The following is a 22,220-nucleotide window of genomic DNA, read 5'->3' as shown; positions in this document are numbered from 1 at the left end:
TTGACCCTGACCCAATCAAGAATGCATCACAGTATTCACTACCTTGGCCACAGAACCTGTCTCCCCATCCATATGAAAGTGATGCGTACCCGCCATCGGATAAAACTGAATAGGTTCAAGACGTTCACGGTATGGCTCGATCAGGGCATCAACATAGCCGTCTTTGGCGTAGAGCATGTGAGCCTCGCAGCTCATCTGTTCAGCAAAGGCCAGCGCCTGTTCTTCGGTAAAACGAGTGGGTGAAGGCAATTTCAGACGTGGGTCGGTGCGCCAGGTCCAGGCATCACCGTCCTGGAATAAAGCCCGCTCCACCAGCAAGGCTGAAGAGTCCCGCGTCACCGGAAACTGCCCCAGGCAACGGATACGAATAGCGTGCTCCAAAGAGCGGTAACGATTGACGGGCTTACCTTTTCGAAAGGCTTTTCGTTCCTGAATATACGCCGCCAGTGCATCGGGGCTATCTTCTGGTTTTCTGGGCATGGGAAAAAGGCCATCCAGCAAAATCGCTTTCTCAACCCGATCACCCAGGATGGCGGCAGCCATCACTGAAACAATGGCCCCCATTGAATGTCCGATTAAACTGAAAGACTCCAGCTCCAGAGTGTCGACAATCCCAACCAGGTCTTCGACATAATGCCAGATAGCATAATCCGCTTCCTCAGGTCGATGAGAGGAACGTCCATGACCGGCCTGATCAATGGCAATCAAGCGCACACCTTTCAGAAAAGGAGCCAGGGGGGCAAAGCTGGCGGCGTTGTCCAGCCAGCCGTGCAGGGCAATCAAAGGCTTGCCATTTGGGTCACCCCATTCCTGACCGGAGAAGTTCATCCGCCCGACACTGATTTCGATTTCTACAGGCTCCATAACACTCTCTTGCCAGCCCCACAAAAGTGCCGAAAACTATCAGGATCTTAGAGGTAAAGCAACCAGCCCCTTGTGCCAGCAATAGTCAGGGGCTTTTGGGTGTGAATTTTGACTCTAATAACCCCAGTTTCATAGCTTCATGCACTTGTGCCATCAGATCCATTTCTGTCAGACGATGCAACTCTGAAAGCGACTGGAGAACAAAATAGACAGGCTGAAGAATATCGATGCGGTAAGGAGTTCTCAAAGCCGTCATTAAATCAAAAGGGAGACGTTCAGGAGCACTGCTTTCCACGGCATACCGGGTTTCCTTAAAACTGGAAAGAATACCTCCGCCATAGATGCGCAGCCCTTGATCTGTGGTGACCAGACCAAACTCTACGGTCATCCAATACAGCCTTGCAAGATAAACCCGTTCTTCCTTACTGGCCTTGAGCCCTAACTGGCCATAGGTTTCAGTCAATTGAGCAAAATCCGGGTTGGTTAACAAAGGACAGTGGCCAAAAATCTCATGAAAGATATCCGGCTCCTGAAGATAATCCAGCTCCTCACGGGTGCGGATAAACGTGGCTACCGGAAACTGACGATTAGCCAGTAATTCAAAAAAACGGTCAAAAGAGATCAGCGCCGGCACCCTGGCCACGGACCAGCCGGTGCACTTGCGCAGTTTTTCAGTGATGTCATTCAGCTGCGGGATTTCATCAGCAGACAGGCCGAGAATGTCCAGCCCCCTGATAAACTCGGGGCAGGCTCTGTTTTCCACCGCTTTAATCTGACGTTCATAGAGTATGCGCCAGGTTTCATGCTCTTCGGGCGGATACTCGATAAAACCTTGTTCGTCAGGTTTGCGGGCTACATAGTGAGTGGGCTTCTTCAATCTGAAATTCCTTATGATGGGCTGCATTTCAGGCTCGTGGCCGCCCGAAAGTTGGCAGCTACCACGACCTGAGAGATACCAGAAAAATCAGTTTTCCTGCAAGACACCTCGACGAATCTGATCACGCTCCATGCTTTCAAACAGTGCCTTGAAATTACCCTCACCGAAACCTTCGTCGCCTTTACGCTGGATAATCTCAAAGAAGATGGGCCCGATGGCGGTTTCGGTAAAAATCTGCAGCAGCAAACCACCGTCTGCAGTGGGCGCACCGTCCATCAGGACAGCCCTGGCTTTCAGGTCTTCAACATTCTCCCCATGCCATGGCAGACGTTCACTGAGCATTTCGTAGTAGGTGTCCGGTGGCGGCGTCATGAATTTAACTCCCAATCCCCTCATTCTGTCTACCGCTTCATAAATATTTGCAGCTGTCAGGGCAATGTGCTGGATGCCCTCCCCCTTATATTGCTCAAGATATTCTTCGATCTGACTTTTATCATCGGAAGACTCGTTGATGGGAATCCTGACCTTGCCACAGGGGCTGGTCATGGCCCGGGACTTCAGCCCCGTCAGTTTGCCTTCAATATCAAAGTAACGAATCTCACGAAAATTAAAGAGGGTTTCGTAAAAACCGGCCCACTTGTCCATATTGCCACGGGCGACATTGTGGGTCAGGTGATCAAGAATTTCGAGACCCACTGCAGGCGCTGCTTTCTGATCCTGAACGAATTCAAAATCGCTGTCGTAAGGAGTACCCGCCGGGCCATAACGTTCAACCAGGTAAACCAGTGCACCGCCAATACCAACGATACAGGGGATTTCACGACCATCCACAGAATATTCAGACTCACCTTGTTCTGCGCCCAGACTCAAGGCCCGCTCCAGGGCATATTCAGCATCGGCCACCCGGAGACCAAAAGAGCAGGCGCAGGGGCCATGCTGTTGATAGAAACCATGACCAAAACTGCCGGCATCACCATTCACCAGAAAATGGATATCGCCCTGCCGGTAAAGAGTGACATCCCTGACTTTATGATGAGCGGCTGCCTGAAAACCCAGGCTGGTGAAGAAATCATGGAGCGCAGCGGGTTCGGCAGAGGCAAACTCTACGAACTCAAAACCGTCTGTTCCCATGGGATTGATGTCAGAAACCTGTGCAGAATGACCAATACCTTTCATAAATGATCCTCATTGTATGGATGACTTCGGGCTAACTGTCCCTGTAAAGTCCGCTGTTTTGTCTAACGGCCAATCCTTGGCACATCAGACGTTTATTCGATTTTTATTGTTCAGCTCAAGGCTGGTTGCACCCTGGTTCAATGGTTATAGCTGAGCGATAGTACTCATTGAAAGAGCTGCATTTCCACATTAGATAGAGTATAAAAGGGTGGTCATGCAAAATGGTTGCAACATAAAAAGCAATACAACAACATCATGCAATTTGATTGCATATCAGGACCCTGTTCACGATGACTGAATCTTTGGATAAGTACGACGTAAGTCTTCTGGATAGTCTGCAGAAGGAAGATGGAGTCTCTCTGGCAGACCTGGCTCACAGGGTCAATCTGTCCAGCTCTCAGTGTTCCAGACGTATTAACCGTCTGAAAAAACTGGGTTACATCAGAAGGCAGGTGGCACAGTTGAACCCGGAGGCACTGGGTTTGGATGTCTCGGCGTTTGTCACCGTGACACTGGAAACCCATCACAAGCATTCTGCCGAAAGTTTCCAGACATCTATTCTTCCTATGGATCAGATACTGGAGTGCCACTCAATAACCGGCGACGGCGACTATCTGTTAAAAGTCATGGCACCCAGCAGTCAGGCGTTGAATGAATTTATCATGAAAGAACTGCTGACCCTGCCCGGCGTCAGTCATGTCAAAACCGCCCTGGCCCTGGCCTCGGTTAAATCTACGACAGCGTTGCCTTTGTGAAATCAGGCTCCTAGACCCGATCAATATCTTCTTCCGAGAGAGTCGGCCCTGTTTGGGTTTCAATCACTTCCAACGTGCCCTTACCGATATTTTCTAGCCTGTGTTTGAGCGGGCTTTTAATATTGATCGACTCGCCCGGCCCCAGGTCATGGATCTGACCATCCAGATAAACCCGCGCCTCTCCCTTGAGCACAACCCAGCTTTCAGATCTCAGCTTATGGCTGTGCTCAGACAAGGATGCTCCCGGAAGAATGCTGAGTTTCCTGACGCAATAGCCTTTATCCACCGACAGGTTTTTGTAATGGCCCCAAGGACGAAAAACTTCTTCCTCTTGCAACAACGAACCGCTGGCATCAGCCTGAAACTGGTTTGCCAGTCCGCTCACCTGCTGAACATGATCGGCAGCAGCCACCATGACGGCATCGTGACTGTCGATAATCACCAGATTATCAACACCCACTGCGGCTATGGTTCTGTGACCGGAACGGATATAGCTGTTGCGGCATTGCTCGACAATCGCTTTGCCGTTAATGACATTGCCATTCTTATCCGATTCGGAGCAAGCCTGAAGCGCAGTCCAGCTGCCAATATCAGACCAACCACAGGCGACAGGAACCACCACGCCTTTTCGGGCATGTTCCATAACGGCATAATCAATAGAGTTGGAAGGGCTTCTGGCGTAGGCCTTTTCATCAATTCGCAGAAACTGCAGATCACCATGCAAGCCACTCAGGGCTTCGTGACAGGCTACAACAATACTTGGCTCATTACGCTGCAATTCATCCAGGTAGGCCTCGGGCTGAAACATGAAAATACCGCTGTTCCAGTAATAATCTCCCGATTCCACATAGCTTGTGGCGGTCTCCAGATCAGGCTTTTCATGAAAACTTTCTATCCGGTAGGCATTGCCCTTCTGCCCTCCCCGTTTGATGTAGCCATAACCTGTATGAGGCTCCTCCGCCTCAACGCCGAGGGATACCAGCGCCCCGGTCAGGGCATGTTGTTCAGCGATGTTCAGTGTCTGCTGAAATGCCTTGGTGTCGAGTATCCTATGGTCCGCTGGCAGCACCAGCAAAGGCTCGTTTTTGCCCAGCGCCACCCGTTGCAAGGCAACCAATGCCAGAGCCGGTGCGGTATTTCTGGCCACAGGTTCAAGAAAAATCGATGCCAGTGGCTGATTGATCTGGCGGCTGTGTTCGAGCACTTTGAAGCGATGGGATTCATGACAGATGACAACAGGCTTCTGCTCAGTAACGCCCCTCAGGCGAAGCAGAGTTTCCTGGATCAGCGAGTCATCCGAAAGTAACCGCAGAAACTGTTTTGGATGGTCTTTCCGGCTTAACGGCCACAGGCGTGTACCACTGCCCCCTGAAAGAATAACCGGTATCATGTGTTGTCCACCTTGTTTGCCTCTCTCCAGAGACCAATGATGCCCTGACACTCCCCGCCCTTTCGGGCGAGGGTTCTTAGATCGCTCCAAGAACCTTCCTGCTTCGTCACGCCTTCCCTAGGTAGGGGCTTTTAAGCCTCTACCCCCGTTCCAGTCGCTCCACAGGCTAACCCCGCCAGTCCAGCGGTTTTGATATTCTTCGCTGCGTTAATGTCCCTGTCGTGATGGGTTTTGCATTCCGGACATTCCCATTCACGAATAGACAACGGCAGACTTTCATGGACAAATCCGCAACTGGAACAGCGTTTAGAACTTGGAAAGAAACGGTCTATCTTAACCAGACCTCTACCCGCCCAATCAGCCTTGTATTTCAACTGACGGACAAACTCTCCCCAGTTTGCATCGGCTATATGCTTTGCCAGCTTTGGATTTTTGATCATGCCCTTCACGTTCAGAGACTCTACGCAAACAACTTGGTTCTCGTTAATGAGTTTGCGTGATGCCTGGTGGGTGGCATCCATCCGACAATCGGCAATCTTGGCATGAAGTCGTGCAACCTTGAGCTTTGCTTTGGCTCTGTTGCTACTGCCTTTTTGCTTTTTTGACATCTGACGCTGAAGATAGGCGAGCTTTATCTCGTAGCGTTTGGTGTGCCTTGGGTTACCGGATTTTTCACCCTCTGAAGTGATGAACAGATCATTCAAACCTAAATCAATGCCTACTGTCTTGTTACTAATAGGCATTGGTTTAGCTTCAAACTCACACAGCATGGACACAAAGTACCGGCCTGCCCGATCTTTGATGATGGTGATACTTGAAGGATCAGAAGACAGCGGTCGGCTCCACCGGATATTCAGCGGATCTTTGCTTTTGGCAATGAAAAGCTGACCATCTTTGTATCTGAAAGCGGCCTTTGTTAGCCGGATACTTTGTCTTGAGTGTCTTTTCTTGAATTTAGGGTATTTGGCTTTTCCATTACAAAATTTCTTGAAAGCCTCTTGCTGATCTCTAAGCTTTTGTTGAAGAATCACGCTGGATACATCAGCCAGAAATGGAAACTCTGTCTTGAGCGAGACAAGCCTTTTTTCTACCTCAGAGTGGGATATGGATTTCCCGTCTTTGTAGTAGGCATCAGTGCGAAAACGAAGCGTATTGTTATAAACAAATCGAGCACAACCAAACGACTGAGCAAGTAGCTGAGTTTGCCCAGGTGTTGGGTAGAATCGTTCTTTGTAGGCTCGCTTAGTCTTCATGCGAAATATTTTACAGAAAGCATTGCCTTTCGTAAACCTTGATGTTTATTATCAGTCCTGCGGACTGACCGCTTGTATCACCGCCCGATTGGGCGATGCTTTACGCGGGAATTGGTAAAATTAAGAATTACTGCTACTAAAACTCCCACTCTGCATCCTGCCCCTGAGCCTCGCCAGTAGTCCCAGTACCAAAGGTGGCGCCACCTTCGACATCGCCGCTTGGAAAATTCTCATAAGCGAATTCGAAAAAGGAGTCGAATGAAGACCCGGATTGGTCTTGTTCAGAGGTTGTTCCAGAGTTGGTGTTGGTATTGGTGTGGTTATACGTTCTGCCTCTTTTGGCAGCCTCTTCCTGCTCCCGTTGGCAGCGCTCTGCATATTCTCTTTGCGCCTGTCTCTGACGCTCTCTCTCTTCATCTGTGACGATATAGCCTTTTTCATGCAAATATCGGGAGATTTTTTCGAACGCTATCTGTATAGCGACATCAGTCGGATCCATATTGCACAAAAGGGGAGACAGAACTCCGGCCTCAATCCCGACTCGGTACATTAAATTATCCCACAGTCTGTCTGAAACGGTTTTCTTAATGTCAATGATCTCCTTAAGGGTCTTCTTTGTAGGTTTCGGGTATTGTTCTTCGTCTTCAGAATCTTGCTGACCCGGTTTGTTACCCTTTCGGGGTCTCAAGCCCTTTCTTTTGGCACCTTTTCTTTTGGCACCTTTCTGACCCGGTTTGTAAAGTGCTTTGCCTAACTTCTCTTGCAGCTCCTCTTCCTGCCGCCGTTCCCGCATGGCCGATTCCGTATCGCTACCAAAGATAGCCAAACAAGCAATAATGGTGAGAAATCCGCCATAAATCGCACCCACCCCAAGTACTACTCTAAGGGGCGTAAGTTCGAACCAACCTTCCTCTTCGTCGTCATCATCATCGTAGTGATGCCTGGCCGATCTCTGGTCAGATGGTGGTGGAGTGACACGCACCGGCTTTTGACCATCCAGAATCTTGCGGATCTGCTGGTACCACTCATTACCGTAATCTTCACGATCTGCGGCTTTTATAAACAGGGCCGAAAGGTCTTCCTGATATTGACGACCTTTGCTGTTGGTGTGCCAGAGAGTAGGATTTTTGTTAAAAGTCTCAGTCAGCAGGGACAGGTAGATTTTAAATGCCGGGTCGCTGGCAATCTTCGGGTTCTGTTTTTGCTTGTCTATCTTGTAACTCAGAGAACGAAGCACCTTGCCCCGGAGAAAAAGCTCCTGCATTTCCAGCAGAATAAAACCGAGTTGCCGGGCTAGCTGTTCCCGGCTGGGTGGGTTGGACGGGAATTCTCTGAAACTGTTGTGAACCGCTTCCTGAATCAGGTTCTCCAAGGAGTCCATACGATCTTCAGCCATGACGCCATTAAGCAGCACCGGCTGGGTGCTATACCAATGAACAACATCCAGAGATTCCTGCATGGATGGCGCATTGCTGAGTGCCTGCAGGATATGAAACATGGGCAGATCACTGTTACCTAGCTCATCGCTACCATTGATTTTCGCAATAGCATGGCGGGTGGCCTGTTGAACGAGGTCGGTGAGTAGCTGCTGCCGGTCTGCTATCTGATGATCTGGAGCGGAGTGACTTTCCAAACTCTTTTCTAACTCGTTGCGGTCATAAAGTCGCCGCACTGAAACCATGATGGCTCTTAGCAGCCTCTCGTTTTCTTCGGCAAAAACGTAATTAAAATAGAGTTTGTTGAGATTGTTCTCAGCATTCCTGGCTGCTCTCTCCCCAGGTGAACTGGCACTGCCCCAACAGTAAGCTGCCAGCACCAGATTGAAAACAAGGATCCAGATAAATCGAAAAAGGTACACGCTACGCCTCCTACCCCTCTTCCCTAAGAAATTGAGGAAGCATAGAACAGCCTTTTGGCCGATGCAGAAAAACCGATAAACGGTTAAGTGTGTAGCCAGCGGCTAAAGCGCCCAGCGGATACCCTGATAACCCAGCCAGGTCCCCAGCAGACAAACGAGCACACTGCCAAGTCCATAGAGCAGGGCTGTCAGAAACTGATCGGATTGAAGCAACCTCATAAGATCCAGGGAGAAGGTTGAGAAAGTGGTCAAAGCGCCCAGAAAGCCCGTCATCACAAAGAGCTTCCAGGTGGGTGACAACATGGCTTTTTCTGCCAGCAGGTACCAGCAAACACCCATAATGACTGAGCCCACCAGGTTAACCGTCAGGGTCGGATAATGGTGCCAATGAGGATTACGGGTCAGTACAAACAGCTCATAGACAAAGGCTCTGAGGACGGCTCCCAGTGCCCCCCCCGCCGCAACGGCTATCCAGTGTGTAGCTTGCATTATCATTCCTGTGTGTTTTCTGGTCACAGCCCTGCCCATAACATCATTCAGCCAGAATTTATGACTGAGGCTATGTTGGACAAATGTTGGACAAAACCAGTCAAGTTGGATGTCCGCCAAGATACCACGGGCTTCCGGGCATTGGCAGCGGGAAGAACGAGTCAACGACTGGACAGATCCCCCAGACCTGCTTCAATAGTAGTGATTCATTCCATCGCCAAAGCAGACCCTTAAACCGATGAATCATCATTCAGAAGTCGATATTTTCAATGAGCAATGGCAGTGCTACCGCTGGCTGGTGGATAACAATGTTATGGGCCACCAGCAGCTGATGCGTCTTGCCACCGATAAACTCATGCAGCACTACGGCGATCAAAAAGTAAACCTGCTCGACCTTGGCTGTGGTGATGCCTCACTGGTGCCAGAGATGACCAGAAGGTTGTCGCTGACCTCTTACACTGCGGTCGATCTTGCTGAGTCTGTGTTAGCCATAGCCAGGCAGAATATGCAGCAACCCGGTGTCGTTTCACAGTTCTTTCTCAGTAATATCTTCGAACCTTTGCCTGCTAAAGGTTCCTACAACCTGATCTTCAGCAGCTTCGCCATTCACCATGGTTCCCTGTCGGAAAAACAGGCGCTTTTCTCGGAACTCAGGAACAAGGCCGAACCTGACGGCCTGTTTGTGATGATTGATGCCATCAGGCTCAATCACCAGAGCCGGGATGATTACATCGAAAAGGTCGGCCAGTATTTCAGAAGTATTTCGGCATTGCAGGGTGACTGGAAAAACTTTGTTCTGGATCACGTCAGCCAATATGATTTTCCGGAAAGTATTGCCCAGCTGGTTGCCATCGGTGAGCAGGCCCGATGGCGTCTGCTGGATCATCAGATATTGGCCGAGCTGCCAGACTATCCGGCAGCGATTATGGTATTTCAGGCGAGTTGAGCTTCAGAGCCATTACCGTCGGCGAACGGGGCTTTGCTGATCCCATTGCGCCAGCTTCTCAAGCTTTTCCCGAATCTTGATTTCCAACCCACGATCATTGGGCTGGTAGTACTTCCGGGCTTCCATAGTCTCTGGAAAATAACATTCACCGGCTGCGTAGGCATTGGGTTCGTCGTGGGCATAGCGGTAGTCAGAACCGTAGCCCAGAGACCCCATCAGCTGGGTAGGCGCATTTCTGAGATGGTTCGGGACTTCAAAGGAAGGGTTGCCTTTGACATCGGCCATCGCCGCCTTCCAGGCCAGATAAACGGCGTTACTCTTGGCCGCACAGGCGCAATAAACCGTGGCATGGGCCAGCGCCAGCAAGCCTTCCGGATTGCCCAACCGTTCAAAGGCCTGCCAGGCATTGATGGTGATTTCCAGTGCTCTCGGGTCAGCATTGCCAATGTCTTCACTGGCAATGGCTACCAGCCTGCGAATGATATAGAGCGGATCAGCGCCGCCATCCACCATTCTGGCAGCCCAATACAGTGCGGCATCGGGATCTGAGCCTCTCACGGATTTATGAAACGCTGAAATCTGGTCGTAAAAGGCATCGCCGCCTTTGTCAAAACGGCGGCCACTGTCGGCCAGGATCTCAGTCACTGTTGCCGCTTTAATCCGACCATCGTCACTGAGGTCTGCCGCCACTTCCAGAATATTCAGAACCCGTCTGGCATCGCCATCACCATAACGAACCAGGATATCTTCCGCTTCAGGCGCCAGTGAAACAGGATTGTCCTTAAAACCGTCCTTAAAACCTCTTTCGTCAGATAACGCCTGACGAAGCACTGCTCTGAGCGCATCATCCGTCAGTGGTTTTAACACATAAACCCGCGCCCGGGAGAGCAAGGCGTTGTTCAGTTCAAAGGAAGGGTTCTCGGTAGTCGCACCGATAAATGTGATGGTGCCGTCTTCAATATGGGGCAGAAAAGCGTCCTGCTGAGACTTGTTGAAACGATGCACCTCATCCACAAACAGAATGGTTTTCCGCTGACGGGTCATCTGCTCATCCCGGGCTCTCGCCACTGCCGCCCGAATATCTTTGACACCGGCAAGTACTGCAGAAAGCGTTTCAAAGTGAGCATCGCAGAGACCGGCCACCAACCGGGCCAGGGTGGTTTTCCCGACCCCCGGCGGCCCCCAGAAAATCATGGAGTGAATAGCCCCCTGCTCCAGGGCTTCGCGCAGGGGCTTACCCCTGGCCAGGATATGCTCCTGACCCAGGTACTCATCCAGATTGCGGGGCCTCATGCGGGCAGCAAGAGGCTCATATCGGGATGACTCATCGTCAAACAAACCAGCAGAATACACCGTTAACCCTTCTTGGTCTCATCAATCACATCAAAACCTTTGGGAGGAGTCACCTCGAACAGGCTGTCATTCAACTGAGTGTTTTCCTTAACCTCGGAGAACGAAATCCTGCGTTTGCCACCCAGAGAATCTGACAGCTCAATAGCGGCCAGCCTTCCCTGATGAAAATCAATATCCAGCTTCTCAAACAGGTCTGACTCCGCTTTGGGTGTCAGGGTGTATTTCTCATTGCGATCCTTACTGTAGACAGAAACGTTGTACTGCTTCAACAGTTCACGGGCATTGCCTGTCAACAGTTGAGCTGGGGTATTTGCCATACGGGTATCCTGCTTCTGAATGATCACTTGCTGGAGTTCACGATCCACCATCCAGACTTTATTGCCATGGGCGACAATCTCCTGCTCGAACGGCTCCCTGGTTACCCAGCGAAAAAGATCAGGACGTTTCATCTGCATCTCACCGGCCTCCGTCTGAGTTCGACCATCGGAAGAGACCGCTTCCTGCTGAAAATGAGCGGTCAGGCTTTTCAGGGACTCCAGTTTTTCTGCCAGAGACTGGGCAGCTTTCTCATCGTTCAGGCCTTTGCTGGCCTCTACCGCCTTTGCGGGTTGCGCCGTCGGAGGCGTCGCTGGCGTTTTTTCCAGCGGGAGCGGAGCTGCCATAACTTGCAACGAGACACTGAAAACAACTGATATTACAGATACTTGGAAAACTTTCTTAAACACTCAATTCAACCCTTCACGGGAGGTGGTGCGATCACCTCACGATTACCATTATGACCTGCCGGGCTTACCACACCGGCTATTTCCATCGTCTCTATGATACGGGCAGCACGGTTATAACCGATCTTTAATTTACGCTGCACTGACGAAATTGACGCTCTGCGACTTTCAGTGACAAAGGCGACCGCTTCATCATAGAGGGCATCCTGCTCTGGATCTTCATCCAGCCCACCACTGAAGGCACTGCCGTCAGAAGCCGTCTCAGCACCATTGAGCACGGCTTCGACATAATCAGGCTGGCCCCGTTTTTTCCAGTCCGCGACCACTCGGTGCACTTCATCATCGCTGACAAAAGCACCGTGAACACGAATAGGAACACTGGTGCCCGGTGGCAGATAGAGCATGTCACCATGGCCCAGCAACTGCTCTGCCCCACCCTGATCAATAATGGTGCGGGAGTCAATTTTACTGGACACCTGGAAACTGATCCGGGTCGGAACATTGGCCTTGATCAGGCCGGTAATAACATCCACCGAAGGACGCTGAGTCGCCAGTATCAAATGGATACCGGCGGCACGGGCTTTCTGGGCAATCCGGGCAATCAGTTCTTCCACCTTCTTACCGACAATCATCATCATGTCGGCGAACTCATCCACTACCACGACAATGAAAGGCAGGGTTTCAAGCTCAGGGGCCAGATCCCCCAGGGTCATGGCTTCGTGGAATGGGTCACGCAGCGGTTCACCCGCAGCCGCCGCTTCCTTAACCTTGTTGTTGTAACCCGCAATGTTTCTTACTCCCAGGGCTGCCATCAGCTTGTAGCGACGCTCCATTTCCGCCACACACCAGCGCAGGGCGTTGGCAGCCTCTTTCATATCGGTCACTACGGGAGAGAGCAAATGAGGAATGCCATCGTAAATAGACAGCTCCAGCATTTTCGGGTCAATCATAATCAGGCGAACGTCTTCCGGCCCGGACTTGAACAGCATCGAGAGCAGCATGGCATTCACGCCAACCGACTTACCTGAACCTGTAGTGCCCGCCACCAGCAGGTGCGGCATTTTTGCCAGATCCACCACCACCGGCTGACCGGCAATATCGTGCCCCAGTGCCAGACTGAGTGGCGATTCTGCTTTTTCATAAGCTCTCGAAGCAATCAACTCGGCAAAGAAGACCGTTTCCCGGTCATCATTGGGGATTTCAATGCCTACCACTGACTTGCCGGGAATCACTTCAACCACCCGGACACTGACCACCGCCAGAGAGCGGGCAAGATCCCTGGCCAGGCCGGAAATCTTGCTGGCCTTAACACCCGGTGCTGGCTGAATCTCATAACGGGTAATGACCGGGCCCGGATGCACAGCTACCACCTCGGCTTTCACACCAAAGTCTGCCAGTTTGGCTTCCAACAGTCGGGAGATTATGTCCAGCTCTTCCTGATTAACCCCGTTCTCGTGACCTTTGATACTGTCCAGTAAAGCCACTCCGGGAAGTTCACCTTCTGGTGGCACTTCAACAATATCTTCTTCATGACTTATGGTCATTTTGCTGAGTGTTTTGGGCTTTTCCTCAGGTTGTGGAGCCGGGAGAACCACCACAGGCTCCCGGCGTTCTCTGGTAGCAGGTTGAATCGGCTCATGAACCGGCTCATGAACCGGCTCAGGCTGAGTCGACTGAAACGCTTCCCGATCCTGTTCACGCTGTTCTTTCCAGCTGGCGATACGTGTCTGGACAATGGCTAACAGTGCAATAATACCCCTGCCCATTTTGACAAACGTTATCTTTAATAACCGACCGCCAGCGTCCAGTAACCGAAACCATGACAGGTGAGTGTATAAAGTGAACCCCACCAGAAAAACAGCCAGCAAAATCAATGTACTGCCGATCAGGTTAAAAGCAGGCAGCGACTGCTTCATCAGCATTTGACCCAGGATGCCACCGCTCTGGGCAGGAAGGTTTTTACCCACTTCTTCCAGATGAATAGCAGCCAGCGCGGCCCCTGTCGCCAGAGCCAGCAGCAAACCCAGTGAGCGCATCACAAACCAGCCGGGTTGCCAGTGCCAGGCGCTGTATCGATATTGGAAAACCAACATCGCTTTGATAACCAGCAGCACCGGTATCCACCAGGCAAATACGCCAAACAGTGAAAACAGCACATCACTGAACCAGGCTCCCGCTTTGCCTGTGCTGTTTGCTACTTCGCCTTCATAGCCCACATAGCTCCAGCCGGGATCCGCAGGACTGTATGAAAACAGCGCCAATGCAGTAAAAGCAGCCAGCACCAGCAGGAATAACATACCGGCCTCTCTGAGTCTCAGTATCAGGGCACTGGCTTGCGCAACCCCCGGGCCAGAATCCGAATCACGAATACCTGTTATGGCTCTGGGCATTGACTTTTCTTTGGCGGCTCGTTTGTGTTTTTTGGTGATCTCGGACATTCGGCTCCCGTTTAATCTCCTGTCAGGCTCTTCAATATGTGCTCTTTTTACAGAGAGCAGCTCGTCGTTATTTCAAGATACCATGCTATTCGCTCATGATCCCAGCATTGAGTATTACGGATGTGCCTGTCTCGCTCCGGGTCGACAATAGCACAATCATAACTCGCTTCAACTTCAGGCTTGACATAAAACAATGAGGTTATAATCTGGATAGATGTTTTCACCGACAGATGATCACAGTGTTCAGTTACGGACTGTCCGGTTCCAGTGAGCGATCCATTCACCAGAACCCGATACTAAGGAAATGATTCCAAAAACCTTAAGTAAAGAAACCATTTTTCTTCTCCCTCAGGAACAAAAAAGAGATAAAAAATGTTTCAAGGTAATCAATATTTGGAGACCTGTTAGCCATGCAACAAAATAAACTGTTTATAGGTAACCTTCCTTTCAGCAGTGATGAGAGTGACCTCCAGCACGCTTTTGAGAAATTTGGTGAGATCGATGAAATCCGCGTGATTACCGACAAAGAAAGCGGTCGCTCCCGAGGTTTTGCTTTTATTACTTTTGCTCAAAGCGATGACGCTCAATCCGCTATGGCTATGGATGGTAAAGACCTCTGTGGCAGGCCCCTGCGAGTTAATTTCGCGACAGAGCGCAACGGCGGCAAGTCCCGCAAGCAAAATCCGCCAGTCAACAATAATTGATTTAGTGAATCTTACCCGAGGTGTCTGAAAGGGTCAGGGAAGCCCTTGTCAGCATCCTTGCTGATAAGTACTTAAATTTTTATTATTTTTGCCCGGATTTTTTCCTGGTTTCCTGCTGCCCGGTTTCACTGGAACCGTTAAAATCAGGAATAGGTTCCCTTGCGGCACTGGAGCAGTTTTTATCCCGAACCAGACCTAGCAGGTAATTGTAGCGTTGACGATAGGCATCAATTTCAATCTGCTCTGCCTGACTGAGATCCATAAAGAACCAGGGCACCAGAACGAACGCACCGGCTACTCCCAACGCTACGTTTTTACGGGTTTTATCGGTCTTGGGTAATAGCCTTCTGATTTCCTCTTCAATAAAGACGATTTCACTTTCCAGGGCGGCACAGGAGCGATTGATATCTCCGTATTGCCGGACAGCGATGGGGCGCGCGTCCCTCCCTGCACAGCCCACCTGCATAAACGCCAGTACCACCAGTGATATACCGACTATTCGATTTCTATTGTTTAACAACATGATCTGATCTGAACCCTCTGTTTATATATCCAAAACACAGCGTAGACCAATGGAGCGACTATACGTTCACTTTTGTCAGTCGTATCGCACCTTGTAAAGCAGTGAATAAGTCACAGGAAGTACGATCAGGGTCAGCACGGTTGCAAAGCCCAGACCAAAGATAATGGTCACCGCCATGGAGCTGAAGAAAGCATCAAACACCAGTGGTATCATACCCAGCATGGTCGTCAATGCCGCCATGCACACCGGTCGTACCCTGCTGACGGCAGCATCAATAATGGACCTGGCAAGATCACCGGTTTTCTCTTCCTCAATATTGATTTGTTCCACCAGTACAATGCCATTCTTAATCAACATACCGGAAAGGCTCAATAAACCGAGCAGTGCTGTGAAAGTGAAAGGCATATTCAGTAACAACAAACCTGCCGACACCCCGATGACCCCCAGGGGCACAGTAAACCAGATAGCCAGCGGCTGTCGGATGGTGCTGAACAGGAAAACCGTAATAATAAACATGATCAGGTAACCCATTGGCAACGACTTAAAGACACTGCCCTGGGCTTCACTGGACATTTCGTGTTCACCGCCCCACTCCAGGGTGTAACCTTCTGGCAGGGCAATGGACTCAATTTTTTTCTTGAGCTTCTGTCGAACCGATTCCGGTGTTTCGTCGGTAAAGGGTCTTGAGTCTGCCATCACCGTCAGTACACGTTTCAGGTTACGACGCACAATCAGCGGATTTTCTGTGGCCGATTCGAATCGGCTCACCACCTGTGCCACCGGCACAAAGGCACTTCGCTCCTGGCTCCATACCTGGAGATCGGTCAGCGTATTGGCATTCAGGCGTTCTTCTTCCGGCGCCCTGGCTATGATCGGCAACAGATGACTGCCATCCCGGTACACTCCTACCTGCTTGCCGGTAAAGTTCACCAGCAAAGCCTCGTCCAGTGCCTGTTTTGAAATACCACTTCTGCGGGCTGCGGCTTCATCAAACTGCGGACGGGCAAGAGTGACCTGCTCTCTCCAGGACTGTCTGACGTCGACAGCGGCAGGCTCTGCCTCCATGATCGCCATGGCTTTGGCACCCAGCTCCCGAAGTACACCGGGGTCTGAGCCATAGAACCTTGCTTCAATATTGGCAGCGGGTGAAGGGCCAACCTGCAATAGCTTGAATTTGAATTCAATGTCCGGGTATTGGCTACTCATAGCCTTTTCCATAGGACCGATCAGCGCTTGCATCTGATCCCTTTCATCAACCTCGATAATCAGTTGTCCGTAACTGCTGTAACTCTTTTGTGGAGCATAAGTCAGGATAAAGCGCTGGGCCCCCATACCCACCACCGAAGTGACATTTTTTACTCCCTCGTAAGCCAGAACCTCTTGCTCAAGCTGCCTGATAGCTTTTTCAGTGGTACGAATATCACTGCCTTCCTGCATCCAAACGTCGACAAAAAAGATCGGTGTATTGGAGGGTGGAAAGAATGACTGCTTAACAAAACCAAAACCAATAACGCCGATGACCAGCGCTGCCACCGTCAGTGCCAGAGAAACCATCCTGTGCTTCAGAGCTTTGTTCAGGAACCAGCGATAAAAAGAAAACAGGGCTCCTTTATAGGGATCGGATTCACTGCCCACCATGGCCTCAGACGGTTCCCTGAACACCCTGTGACAGAAAAAAGGGGTCAACGTGATGGCCAGAACCCAGCTGATCATAAGGGACAGTAGCAGTACCTGGAACAGGGAAACCATGAAATCACCGGTGGTATCAGGCGACAGGCCGATGGGCGCAAAGGCGATAATGGCAATCACGGTGGCGCCCAGCAAAGGCCACTGGTTCTGAGCCACCACCTGCTTGATGGCTGCCATTCGGGAAAGCCCCCGTTGCAGACCCACCAGAACCCCTTCGGTAACCACAATGGCATTATCCACCAGCATTCCCAGAGCAATGATTAACGCCCCGAGGGAAATAAGTTGCAAATCGACCCCCAGCACCTTCATACCGATGAAAGTGCCCAGAATGGTCAATAGCAAAATGCCACCCATCAGCAGGCCGGCACGCAGCCCCATGGCAAACAGCAAGACGACAATGACAATGGCAATGGCCTGGGCCAGACTGACCAGAAAGCCATTCACAGACGCTCTGACTACTTCAGGCTGATCGTAGACAAAGGTAACATCGATCCCGACAGGACGACTGGATTCCAGTTCAGCCAGACGGACATTAACGGCCTCCCCTACATCCACCACGTTGACACCTTTGGCAAAAGCGATGCCCAGGGAAATCGCCTGTTCACCGTTGCTGCGATAAAGGTTTTGCGGCGTGTCGTCAAAGGTGGTGTAAACATCAGCAATATCACCCAGGTAGATCAGCTCAGTGGTGCCAGGCGTGCTGACCAACAACTGCTTCAGTTCACTGATGTCCCTGAACTCACCCGTGGGATGAATACGCACCGAAAAACCGTCGATAAACATCTTGCCAGCATTGGAAACTACATTCTGATTCTGGATCAGACTGAAGATATAGGCCGGATCAACCCCCAGGGCCGCCGCTTTGGGCTGAGAGATTTCAATCACCACCTGTTCGTCAACCGTACCCGCCAGACTGACTTTCTTGACGCCATCAATCTGGGAAAGCTCGCGCTGAAGAAAGTCGCCATAATTTTCCAGCTCACGATAATTAAAGTCACGACCACTGATATTCAGCAGAATGCCAAACACATCACTGAAGTCATCGTTGACGATGGAAGGCAAGACACCTGGTGGCATAGACGACTGGGCATCATTAACCTGACTGCGAAGCTCATCCCATATTTGTGGCTGATCGCTGGCGGTGAACTCATCCTTCAGCTCTATCATGATCTGGGAGAGACCCGCACTGGAGACAGAATCGATATTCTTTACGTATTCCAGTTCCAGGATGGCCCGCTCCAGAGGCAAAGTCACCTCTTCTTCAACCTGCTGGGGTGAAGCTCCGGGATAAGCCGTATTGACCATAGCCTGGGGAATCGGGAATTCCGGAAACTCCAACTTTCCCAGACCAAAGAAAGAGATCGTACCGCCGATCAGCAGCAGCACCACAAACATCCAGCTGACGACTTTATTTCGAATCGAATACTCTGCGATATTCATGGTTACAGCCCCCGTTCACGCTGCAAAGGCCGGACTTTCATACCGGGACGCAGACGATTGACACCGGCTGAAACAATGCGCTCACCTCCCTTAAGGCCTGAAGTCAATTCAATACCGGACTGGAGAATAGTACCCACGGTCACGGCAACCGGATGCACCGTGTTATTCTGCTCATCGTATACCCAGACCTGCTCCTTGCCGGTGGAATTGTCTTTCAACACCGCAGACAGAGGCACAACAAAGTGCTCGCCGCCGTTGGCTGCTGGTGAAACTTTTGCCAGATCCATAGTCAGGGTGGCGCCCATACCGGGATAAACCGTTAAGTCCTCAGGAACAGGCAGCGTGAAAACCGCCTCGTAAGACTGGGTACCGGGAGTGACCCTGGTGGCGTGCTCTTTGTAACTGACCTTATATTCAGCACCGGGTTTTCCGGCAAACGTGACAACGGGTTGATAACTGAAATCGACATCCTCCTTGCGGATACCGGATACAATACTCTCGGGAATCTGAATGCTGACATCCAGAGTATTGCTGCCCTGCAGAATAAGAATGGCCTGCTGTGCCTGAACAAACTGATGGTTCTCGACCAGAGTCTGGGCAACCCGGCCATCAAACGGCGCAGTCAGCACCGAGTACTCCAATTTATCTTTGGCCAACTCCAGGGCCGCCCCGGCTGACTTGAGTCTGGCGCTGGCGTTATCCAGCTCAGACTGGGAGACCATTTTTTTCTGGTGTAATGATTTAATCCGGCCATATTCTGTTTTTGCCAGATCATAATCCGCCTGCCGGGCAGCCAGCTCATTACGTATATCGCGGTCATCGAGCCTGGCCAGCAACTGCCCTTTCCTGACTTCTTCCGCCTGTTTGACAGGAAACTCCACCAGCTCACCAGGAATGCGAAAAGACATTTCGGCTTCCTCACTGGCATACACCTTGGCCGGGAACTGTCGTAAGTTACCGGCATTAGAGCTCTCCACCTTGAACAGCTTCACAGGACGAACCACCTCTTTGTGCTCTTCCTGTGGCTGCGAGCAGCCAGTGAGAAGCAGCACCGCAGCGACCCATGAGCTTATGAAAAATGGTGAGTAACCCGGCTTTTTGTTATGAGTTAAAGCCTTGCCTTTAGGCAGGCTGAACAACGATTTCATCAATGTTTCCCTCTTGGACAGGGGACAACCAAACCCCGAATATCATTCGCAAAATAGTCTAAAAAATCCCCTGCCTGAGGGGATCGCGATATCAACCAACTGCTTCCAGGGTGGTGTAGGCACTCACAATGTCCACCAACTGATTAAGTCGTGACCTGGGAACGACAGAATCAAGATTCCAGCCTGCCAGATAACGTTCAATATTGGCCAGGTGCAGGTTCACTCCGTCGTCTTCCTGAAAGTCCGAATTGAAAACACCAAAACCTGACTCTTTAATCTGATAAAGGCCACTGGACAACCCCCAGAGACCCATCAACAACTCAGTGACCAGGGCATCAGACACGGCCTCATAACCATTCTCGATCAGTGACAGTCGAACCAGCGTCTTGAGCTGATGATCAATATGGTCACCCAACTCGTTCATGGCATGACTGCGATTGGCAGAGGCTCTTCGCCAGACGCTCGGGTTCATGGCCAGTTGACAGAGTGCAAAGTGCTCGGGATTATCCTGGTTCACCTGCCACATGCACAAAGAAATGGTGACCATCTTTTCGATGGCAGTCAGATCCGCCTCCAGTACCCGGTGCAGCACCTGAATTTTTTGCCGGGCCAGAAAATGCGCGCACCCCAACAGCAGATCTTCCTTACTGGAGAAATGAGAATAGATGGCTCCCATAGAACATTCTGCCGCCCGGGCCACATCGGACATGCGCAGATCAAGGAAGCTTTTCTCTTTCATCAGGTGGAGTGTGGCAGCAACGACCCCGGCTTCTCTCTGAATGCGTTTCTGCTGTCTGGACATAAGGATGCTAACGGTTGGAAGTAAAACCGAATATTATTCGTTTTTGGTGAACTGATACAAGTTATTTTTCACATTTCGACAGCCCCAGAACGTGGAAACGAGTTGTGAACAATGTTCGGTTTATGAATTGAACCAAGCATTGAGATTTTGGTCTGAAAAAGACGCGCAAAATTTAATCAGTTCAAACTGAATACAGTGTTGGATCTGATTGCTTATTCATGGACAAGGAGAACAGGTCATGATCAGAGGTATGGACACCGCCAATTTCCCCCAACAAACATCAGAACAGGGCAGTACTGAAGAAACAACCCCTTGCAAACCTGATCTTGGTGCGCAAAAACAGGACATCACCCCTCATCTGAAAACCGAGGGCGGCAACAGTCAGGAACCGCAGAACGTCGGTCTTTCGAGCCGTACTGTTACCGATTTGAAGACTCCTTCCAGACCCTATAAGGGTACTGCCGAATATAAATATATGTTTATGGATAATAATCCCCGAAGCCATTACTTTGCGACCTATGCCAATCTACCGGTAACCGTTGCGCCAAAAACAGTCCGAATTGGCAATCAGGATCTGATTACGCTGGATACTTCGCAATCCTTTATTAACCCGAATCTGGCGGAAGAAAAAAACGATGTGAAAATGTATAACTTCAAGTTCCTGTCTGATTTTTTAAGCAAAAACAACACCATCGAATTTATTGTCGATATCGGTTGTGGTGATGCTGCATTATCTCTGCGAATGCAAAAATACCTCAATGAACAAGGGTTCCCAATCAAAGTCATTCCCGTGGATACCAGCAATGTCTGTTGCCATGTCTACGATTATTATGATGATAACGAAAAGCCATTGCCCATCAACTTAATCCCAGCCCAGGAAATCGTTGGCGCGACACCGGCAACCACTTTATTTACCTCCATACACGCTTTTACCGGCATGCCTTCAAAAGAAAAAAAATTGAACCGTCGCATCACAGAAGGGGAAACTGAGTTTTATCTCACCACACTGATAAAAAACAATCCCGGTTGTTTTGTAATGGCCACCGAAGATCCCCACACTTCTTCACCTCAGAATTTCATCCCCCCGGAGCTGGTATACACCAAACATTACCATGCATTTGCGAATTTAATCCCGTCCGATGATGCTAAGGCAAAAGCCGCAGAAATGAATGCTGAAAACAGTGATATTGACCAGCTGAACCAGTTACTGGCAAAACTTCCTGAACAGCGGGATAACTATCTGGATTCAATACTCTCACTTAAAGATCGACTTAAAGAAGAAACCCTCAAAGAGCCATGGAAACCCTGGCCGTATTTGACCTACACCCTGCATATTAGAAGCAAGTTGCGTGAGGCAGGCCTCAAAACTTATGAAAGCATCAAACATGAGGCATATGCAGCCGAAGTGGAGATGCGTTGCTGGCATGTTTATCGTCAGGATAAACCCCGTTCAGGGTGAACGGAGCTTGGGTGCACTAGAAACAGTTTGTAGGTCTCGGCAAACCGGCAATTCTGGCTGCCAATTTGGCCGGACTGCCAGGAAACAGCTTCATCAGATAGAGGCTGTTCCCCTTCTCTTTTCCCAGCTGATTAGCAACGTATTTCACGAAAGGCCTCTGGCTGGGGGCGTGTTCGAATTGCTGGTAATACTTTCTGAGCAGATTAAGGACTTCCCAGTGCTGATCCGTCAGAACAATACCGTCTTCAGCCGCCAGCTGAGCAGCGACCTCTGGATTCCAATCACTGAGATTAATCAGGTAACCGTCTTTATCAAGCTGTAAATCCGTCATACT

Annotated in this window: 19 protein-coding genes; 4 read left to right on the top strand and 15 right to left on the bottom strand. The window is 50.4% G+C overall.

Translation table 11 applies throughout. The annotated features are described in order from the left end of the window. Positions 1–15: 15 nt before the first annotated feature. The 3 genes from K7B67_RS07590 to hppD form a co-directional block, all read right to left on the bottom strand. The gene (locus K7B67_RS07590; RefSeq protein ID WP_252179742.1) at positions 16–864 is read right to left on the bottom strand and encodes an alpha/beta hydrolase; all 849 of its coding nucleotides are present in this window, start codon (positions 862–864) and stop codon (positions 16–18) included. 85 nt (positions 865–949) lie between these two features. Continuing rightward, positions 950–1,741: a phenylalanine 4-monooxygenase gene (phhA, locus tag K7B67_RS07585; protein ID WP_252179741.1), complete on the bottom strand. Its 792-nt coding sequence runs from the start codon at positions 1,739–1,741 to the stop codon at positions 950–952. Between the two features lie 87 nt (positions 1,742–1,828). Then, complete coding sequence (gene hppD, locus K7B67_RS07580; protein WP_252179740.1) at positions 1,829–2,917, bottom strand: 4-hydroxyphenylpyruvate dioxygenase; 1,089 nt, start codon at positions 2,915–2,917, stop codon at positions 1,829–1,831. 290 nt (positions 2,918–3,207) lie between these two features. Between hppD and K7B67_RS07575 the strand changes: the two genes are divergently transcribed. Then, positions 3,208–3,672, top strand: a complete 465-nt coding sequence (locus tag K7B67_RS07575) for an Lrp/AsnC family transcriptional regulator (protein WP_252179739.1) — start codon at positions 3,208–3,210, stop codon at positions 3,670–3,672. A gap of 10 nt (positions 3,673–3,682) precedes the next feature. Here K7B67_RS07575 and K7B67_RS07570 read toward each other — a convergent pair whose 3' ends face one another. The 4 genes from K7B67_RS07570 to crcB all read right to left on the bottom strand — a co-directional run bounded on the left by K7B67_RS07570 (position 3,683) and on the right by crcB (position 8,662). Further along, entirely contained in the window at positions 3,683–5,062 is a 1,380-nt protein-coding gene (locus K7B67_RS07570) for a mannose-1-phosphate guanylyltransferase/mannose-6-phosphate isomerase (RefSeq protein ID WP_252179738.1), read from the bottom strand. 131 nt (positions 5,063–5,193) lie between these two features. After that, a complete protein-coding gene (locus K7B67_RS07565) occupies positions 5,194–6,315 on the bottom strand; it encodes a transposase (protein WP_252177622.1) in 1,122 nt (373 codons plus the stop codon). A gap of 136 nt (positions 6,316–6,451) precedes the next feature. Continuing rightward, positions 6,452–8,173 carry a hypothetical protein gene (locus K7B67_RS07560; RefSeq protein WP_252179737.1) on the bottom strand — a complete coding sequence of 574 codons (1,722 nt, stop codon included), beginning with the start codon at positions 8,171–8,173 and terminating at the stop codon, positions 6,452–6,454. A 102-nt stretch (positions 8,174–8,275) separates the two neighbouring features. Next, complete coding sequence (gene crcB, locus K7B67_RS07555) at positions 8,276–8,662, bottom strand: fluoride efflux transporter CrcB (protein WP_252179736.1); 387 nt, start codon at positions 8,660–8,662, stop codon at positions 8,276–8,278. A gap of 238 nt (positions 8,663–8,900) precedes the next feature. On the opposite strand from crcB, the gene K7B67_RS07550 reads away from it, so the two are divergent. Then, positions 8,901–9,608, top strand: a complete 708-nt coding sequence (locus K7B67_RS07550) for a class I SAM-dependent methyltransferase (protein WP_252179735.1) — start codon at positions 8,901–8,903, stop codon at positions 9,606–9,608. Positions 9,609–9,620: 12 nt separating this feature from the next. On the opposite strand, the gene K7B67_RS07545 is transcribed toward K7B67_RS07550, so the two are convergent. The 3 genes from K7B67_RS07545 to K7B67_RS07535 all read right to left on the bottom strand — a co-directional run bounded on the left by K7B67_RS07545 (position 9,621) and on the right by K7B67_RS07535 (position 14,121). Continuing rightward, the gene (locus K7B67_RS07545) at positions 9,621–10,901 is read right to left on the bottom strand and encodes a replication-associated recombination protein A (protein WP_252180549.1); all 1,281 of its coding nucleotides are present in this window, start codon (positions 10,899–10,901) and stop codon (positions 9,621–9,623) included. Between the two features lie 62 nt (positions 10,902–10,963). Further along, positions 10,964–11,623 (bottom strand): outer membrane lipoprotein chaperone LolA, encoded by a 660-nt coding sequence (gene lolA / locus K7B67_RS07540; protein ID WP_252179734.1) that lies wholly within the window; start codon positions 11,621–11,623, stop codon positions 10,964–10,966. Between the two features lie 68 nt (positions 11,624–11,691). Further along, the gene (locus K7B67_RS07535) at positions 11,692–14,121 is read right to left on the bottom strand and encodes a DNA translocase FtsK (protein ID WP_276576726.1); all 2,430 of its coding nucleotides are present in this window, start codon (positions 14,119–14,121) and stop codon (positions 11,692–11,694) included. Positions 14,122–14,531: 410 nt separating this feature from the next. Here K7B67_RS07535 and K7B67_RS07530 point away from each other — a divergent pair, with 410 nt between their 5' ends. Further along, positions 14,532–14,825 carry an RNA-binding protein gene (locus K7B67_RS07530; protein ID WP_252179733.1) on the top strand — a complete coding sequence of 98 codons (294 nt, stop codon included), beginning with the start codon at positions 14,532–14,534 and terminating at the stop codon, positions 14,823–14,825. A gap of 82 nt (positions 14,826–14,907) precedes the next feature. On the opposite strand, the gene K7B67_RS07525 is transcribed toward K7B67_RS07530, so the two are convergent. The 4 genes from K7B67_RS07525 to K7B67_RS07510 all read right to left on the bottom strand — a co-directional run bounded on the left by K7B67_RS07525 (position 14,908) and on the right by K7B67_RS07510 (position 20,427). Continuing rightward, positions 14,908–15,348 (bottom strand): hypothetical protein, encoded by a 441-nt coding sequence (locus K7B67_RS07525; protein WP_252179732.1) that lies wholly within the window; start codon positions 15,346–15,348, stop codon positions 14,908–14,910. A gap of 75 nt (positions 15,349–15,423) precedes the next feature. Beyond that, positions 15,424–18,477 (bottom strand): efflux RND transporter permease subunit, encoded by a 3,054-nt coding sequence (locus K7B67_RS07520; RefSeq protein WP_252179731.1) that lies wholly within the window; start codon positions 18,475–18,477, stop codon positions 15,424–15,426. A 2-nt stretch (positions 18,478–18,479) separates the two neighbouring features. Next, positions 18,480–19,625: an efflux RND transporter periplasmic adaptor subunit gene (locus K7B67_RS07515; RefSeq protein WP_252179730.1), complete on the bottom strand. Its 1,146-nt coding sequence runs from the start codon at positions 19,623–19,625 to the stop codon at positions 18,480–18,482. Positions 19,626–19,716: 91 nt separating this feature from the next. Beyond that, positions 19,717–20,427 (bottom strand): TetR/AcrR family transcriptional regulator, encoded by a 711-nt coding sequence (locus K7B67_RS07510; protein ID WP_252179729.1) that lies wholly within the window; start codon positions 20,425–20,427, stop codon positions 19,717–19,719. A 238-nt stretch (positions 20,428–20,665) separates the two neighbouring features. On the opposite strand from K7B67_RS07510, the gene K7B67_RS07505 reads away from it, so the two are divergent. Next, entirely contained in the window at positions 20,666–21,886 is a 1,221-nt protein-coding gene (locus tag K7B67_RS07505; RefSeq protein ID WP_252179728.1) for a retrotransposon gag domain-containing protein, read from the top strand. Between the two features lie 16 nt (positions 21,887–21,902). On the opposite strand, the gene K7B67_RS07500 is transcribed toward K7B67_RS07505, so the two are convergent. Continuing rightward, on the bottom strand, positions 21,903–22,217 hold the full coding sequence (locus K7B67_RS07500; protein ID WP_252179727.1) for a TusE/DsrC/DsvC family sulfur relay protein: 315 nt from the start codon (positions 22,215–22,217) through the stop codon (positions 21,903–21,905). Between the last annotated feature and the right edge of the window lie 3 nt (positions 22,218–22,220).

It is taken from the genome of Endozoicomonas sp. 4G (assembly GCF_023822025.1).
Lineage (GTDB): Bacteria > Pseudomonadota > Gammaproteobacteria > Pseudomonadales > Endozoicomonadaceae > Endozoicomonas_A.
The sequence above is the reverse complement of the archived record's forward strand: the minus strand, read 5'-3'. Positions and strand labels throughout refer to the sequence as shown.

What these genes read in the sequence shown, in the direction of transcription:
- K7B67_RS07590 (WP_252179742.1), bottom strand. Translation starts at nt 864, where the DNA reads ATGGAGCCTGTAGAAATCGAAATCAGTGTCGGGCGGATGAACTTCTCC.
- hppD (WP_252179740.1), bottom strand. Translation starts at nt 2,917, where the DNA reads ATGAAAGGTATTGGTCATTCTGCACAGGTTTCTGACATCAATCCCATG.
- K7B67_RS07575 (WP_252179739.1), top strand. Translation starts at nt 3,208, where the DNA reads ATGACTGAATCTTTGGATAAGTACGACGTAAGTCTTCTGGATAGTCTG.
- K7B67_RS07570 (WP_252179738.1), bottom strand. Translation starts at nt 5,062, where the DNA reads ATGATACCGGTTATTCTTTCAGGGGGCAGTGGTACACGCCTGTGGCCG.
- K7B67_RS07565 (WP_252177622.1), bottom strand. Translation starts at nt 6,315, where the DNA reads ATGAAGACTAAGCGAGCCTACAAAGAACGATTCTACCCAACACCTGGG.
- crcB (WP_252179736.1), bottom strand. Translation starts at nt 8,662, where the DNA reads ATGCAAGCTACACACTGGATAGCCGTTGCGGCGGGGGGGGCACTGGGA.
- K7B67_RS07550 (WP_252179735.1), top strand. Translation starts at nt 8,901, where the DNA reads ATGAATCATCATTCAGAAGTCGATATTTTCAATGAGCAATGGCAGTGC.
- K7B67_RS07545 (WP_252180549.1), bottom strand. Translation starts at nt 10,901, where the DNA reads ATGAGGCCCCGCAATCTGGATGAGTACCTGGGTCAGGAGCATATCCTG.
- lolA (WP_252179734.1), bottom strand. Translation starts at nt 11,623, where the DNA reads ATGGCAGCTCCGCTCCCGCTGGAAAAAACGCCAGCGACGCCTCCGACG.
- K7B67_RS07535 (WP_276576726.1), bottom strand. Translation starts at nt 14,121, where the DNA reads ATGTCCGAGATCACCAAAAAACACAAACGAGCCGCCAAAGAAAAGTCA.
- K7B67_RS07530 (WP_252179733.1), top strand. Translation starts at nt 14,532, where the DNA reads ATGCAACAAAATAAACTGTTTATAGGTAACCTTCCTTTCAGCAGTGAT.
- K7B67_RS07525 (WP_252179732.1), bottom strand. Translation starts at nt 15,348, where the DNA reads ATGTTGTTAAACAATAGAAATCGAATAGTCGGTATATCACTGGTGGTA.
- K7B67_RS07520 (WP_252179731.1), bottom strand. Translation starts at nt 18,477, where the DNA reads ATGAATATCGCAGAGTATTCGATTCGAAATAAAGTCGTCAGCTGGATG.
- K7B67_RS07515 (WP_252179730.1), bottom strand. Translation starts at nt 19,625, where the DNA reads ATGAAATCGTTGTTCAGCCTGCCTAAAGGCAAGGCTTTAACTCATAAC.
- K7B67_RS07510 (WP_252179729.1), bottom strand. Translation starts at nt 20,427, where the DNA reads ATGTCCAGACAGCAGAAACGCATTCAGAGAGAAGCCGGGGTCGTTGCT.
- K7B67_RS07505 (WP_252179728.1), top strand. Translation starts at nt 20,666, where the DNA reads ATGATCAGAGGTATGGACACCGCCAATTTCCCCCAACAAACATCAGAA.
- K7B67_RS07500 (WP_252179727.1), bottom strand. Translation starts at nt 22,217, where the DNA reads ATGACGGATTTACAGCTTGATAAAGACGGTTACCTGATTAATCTCAGT.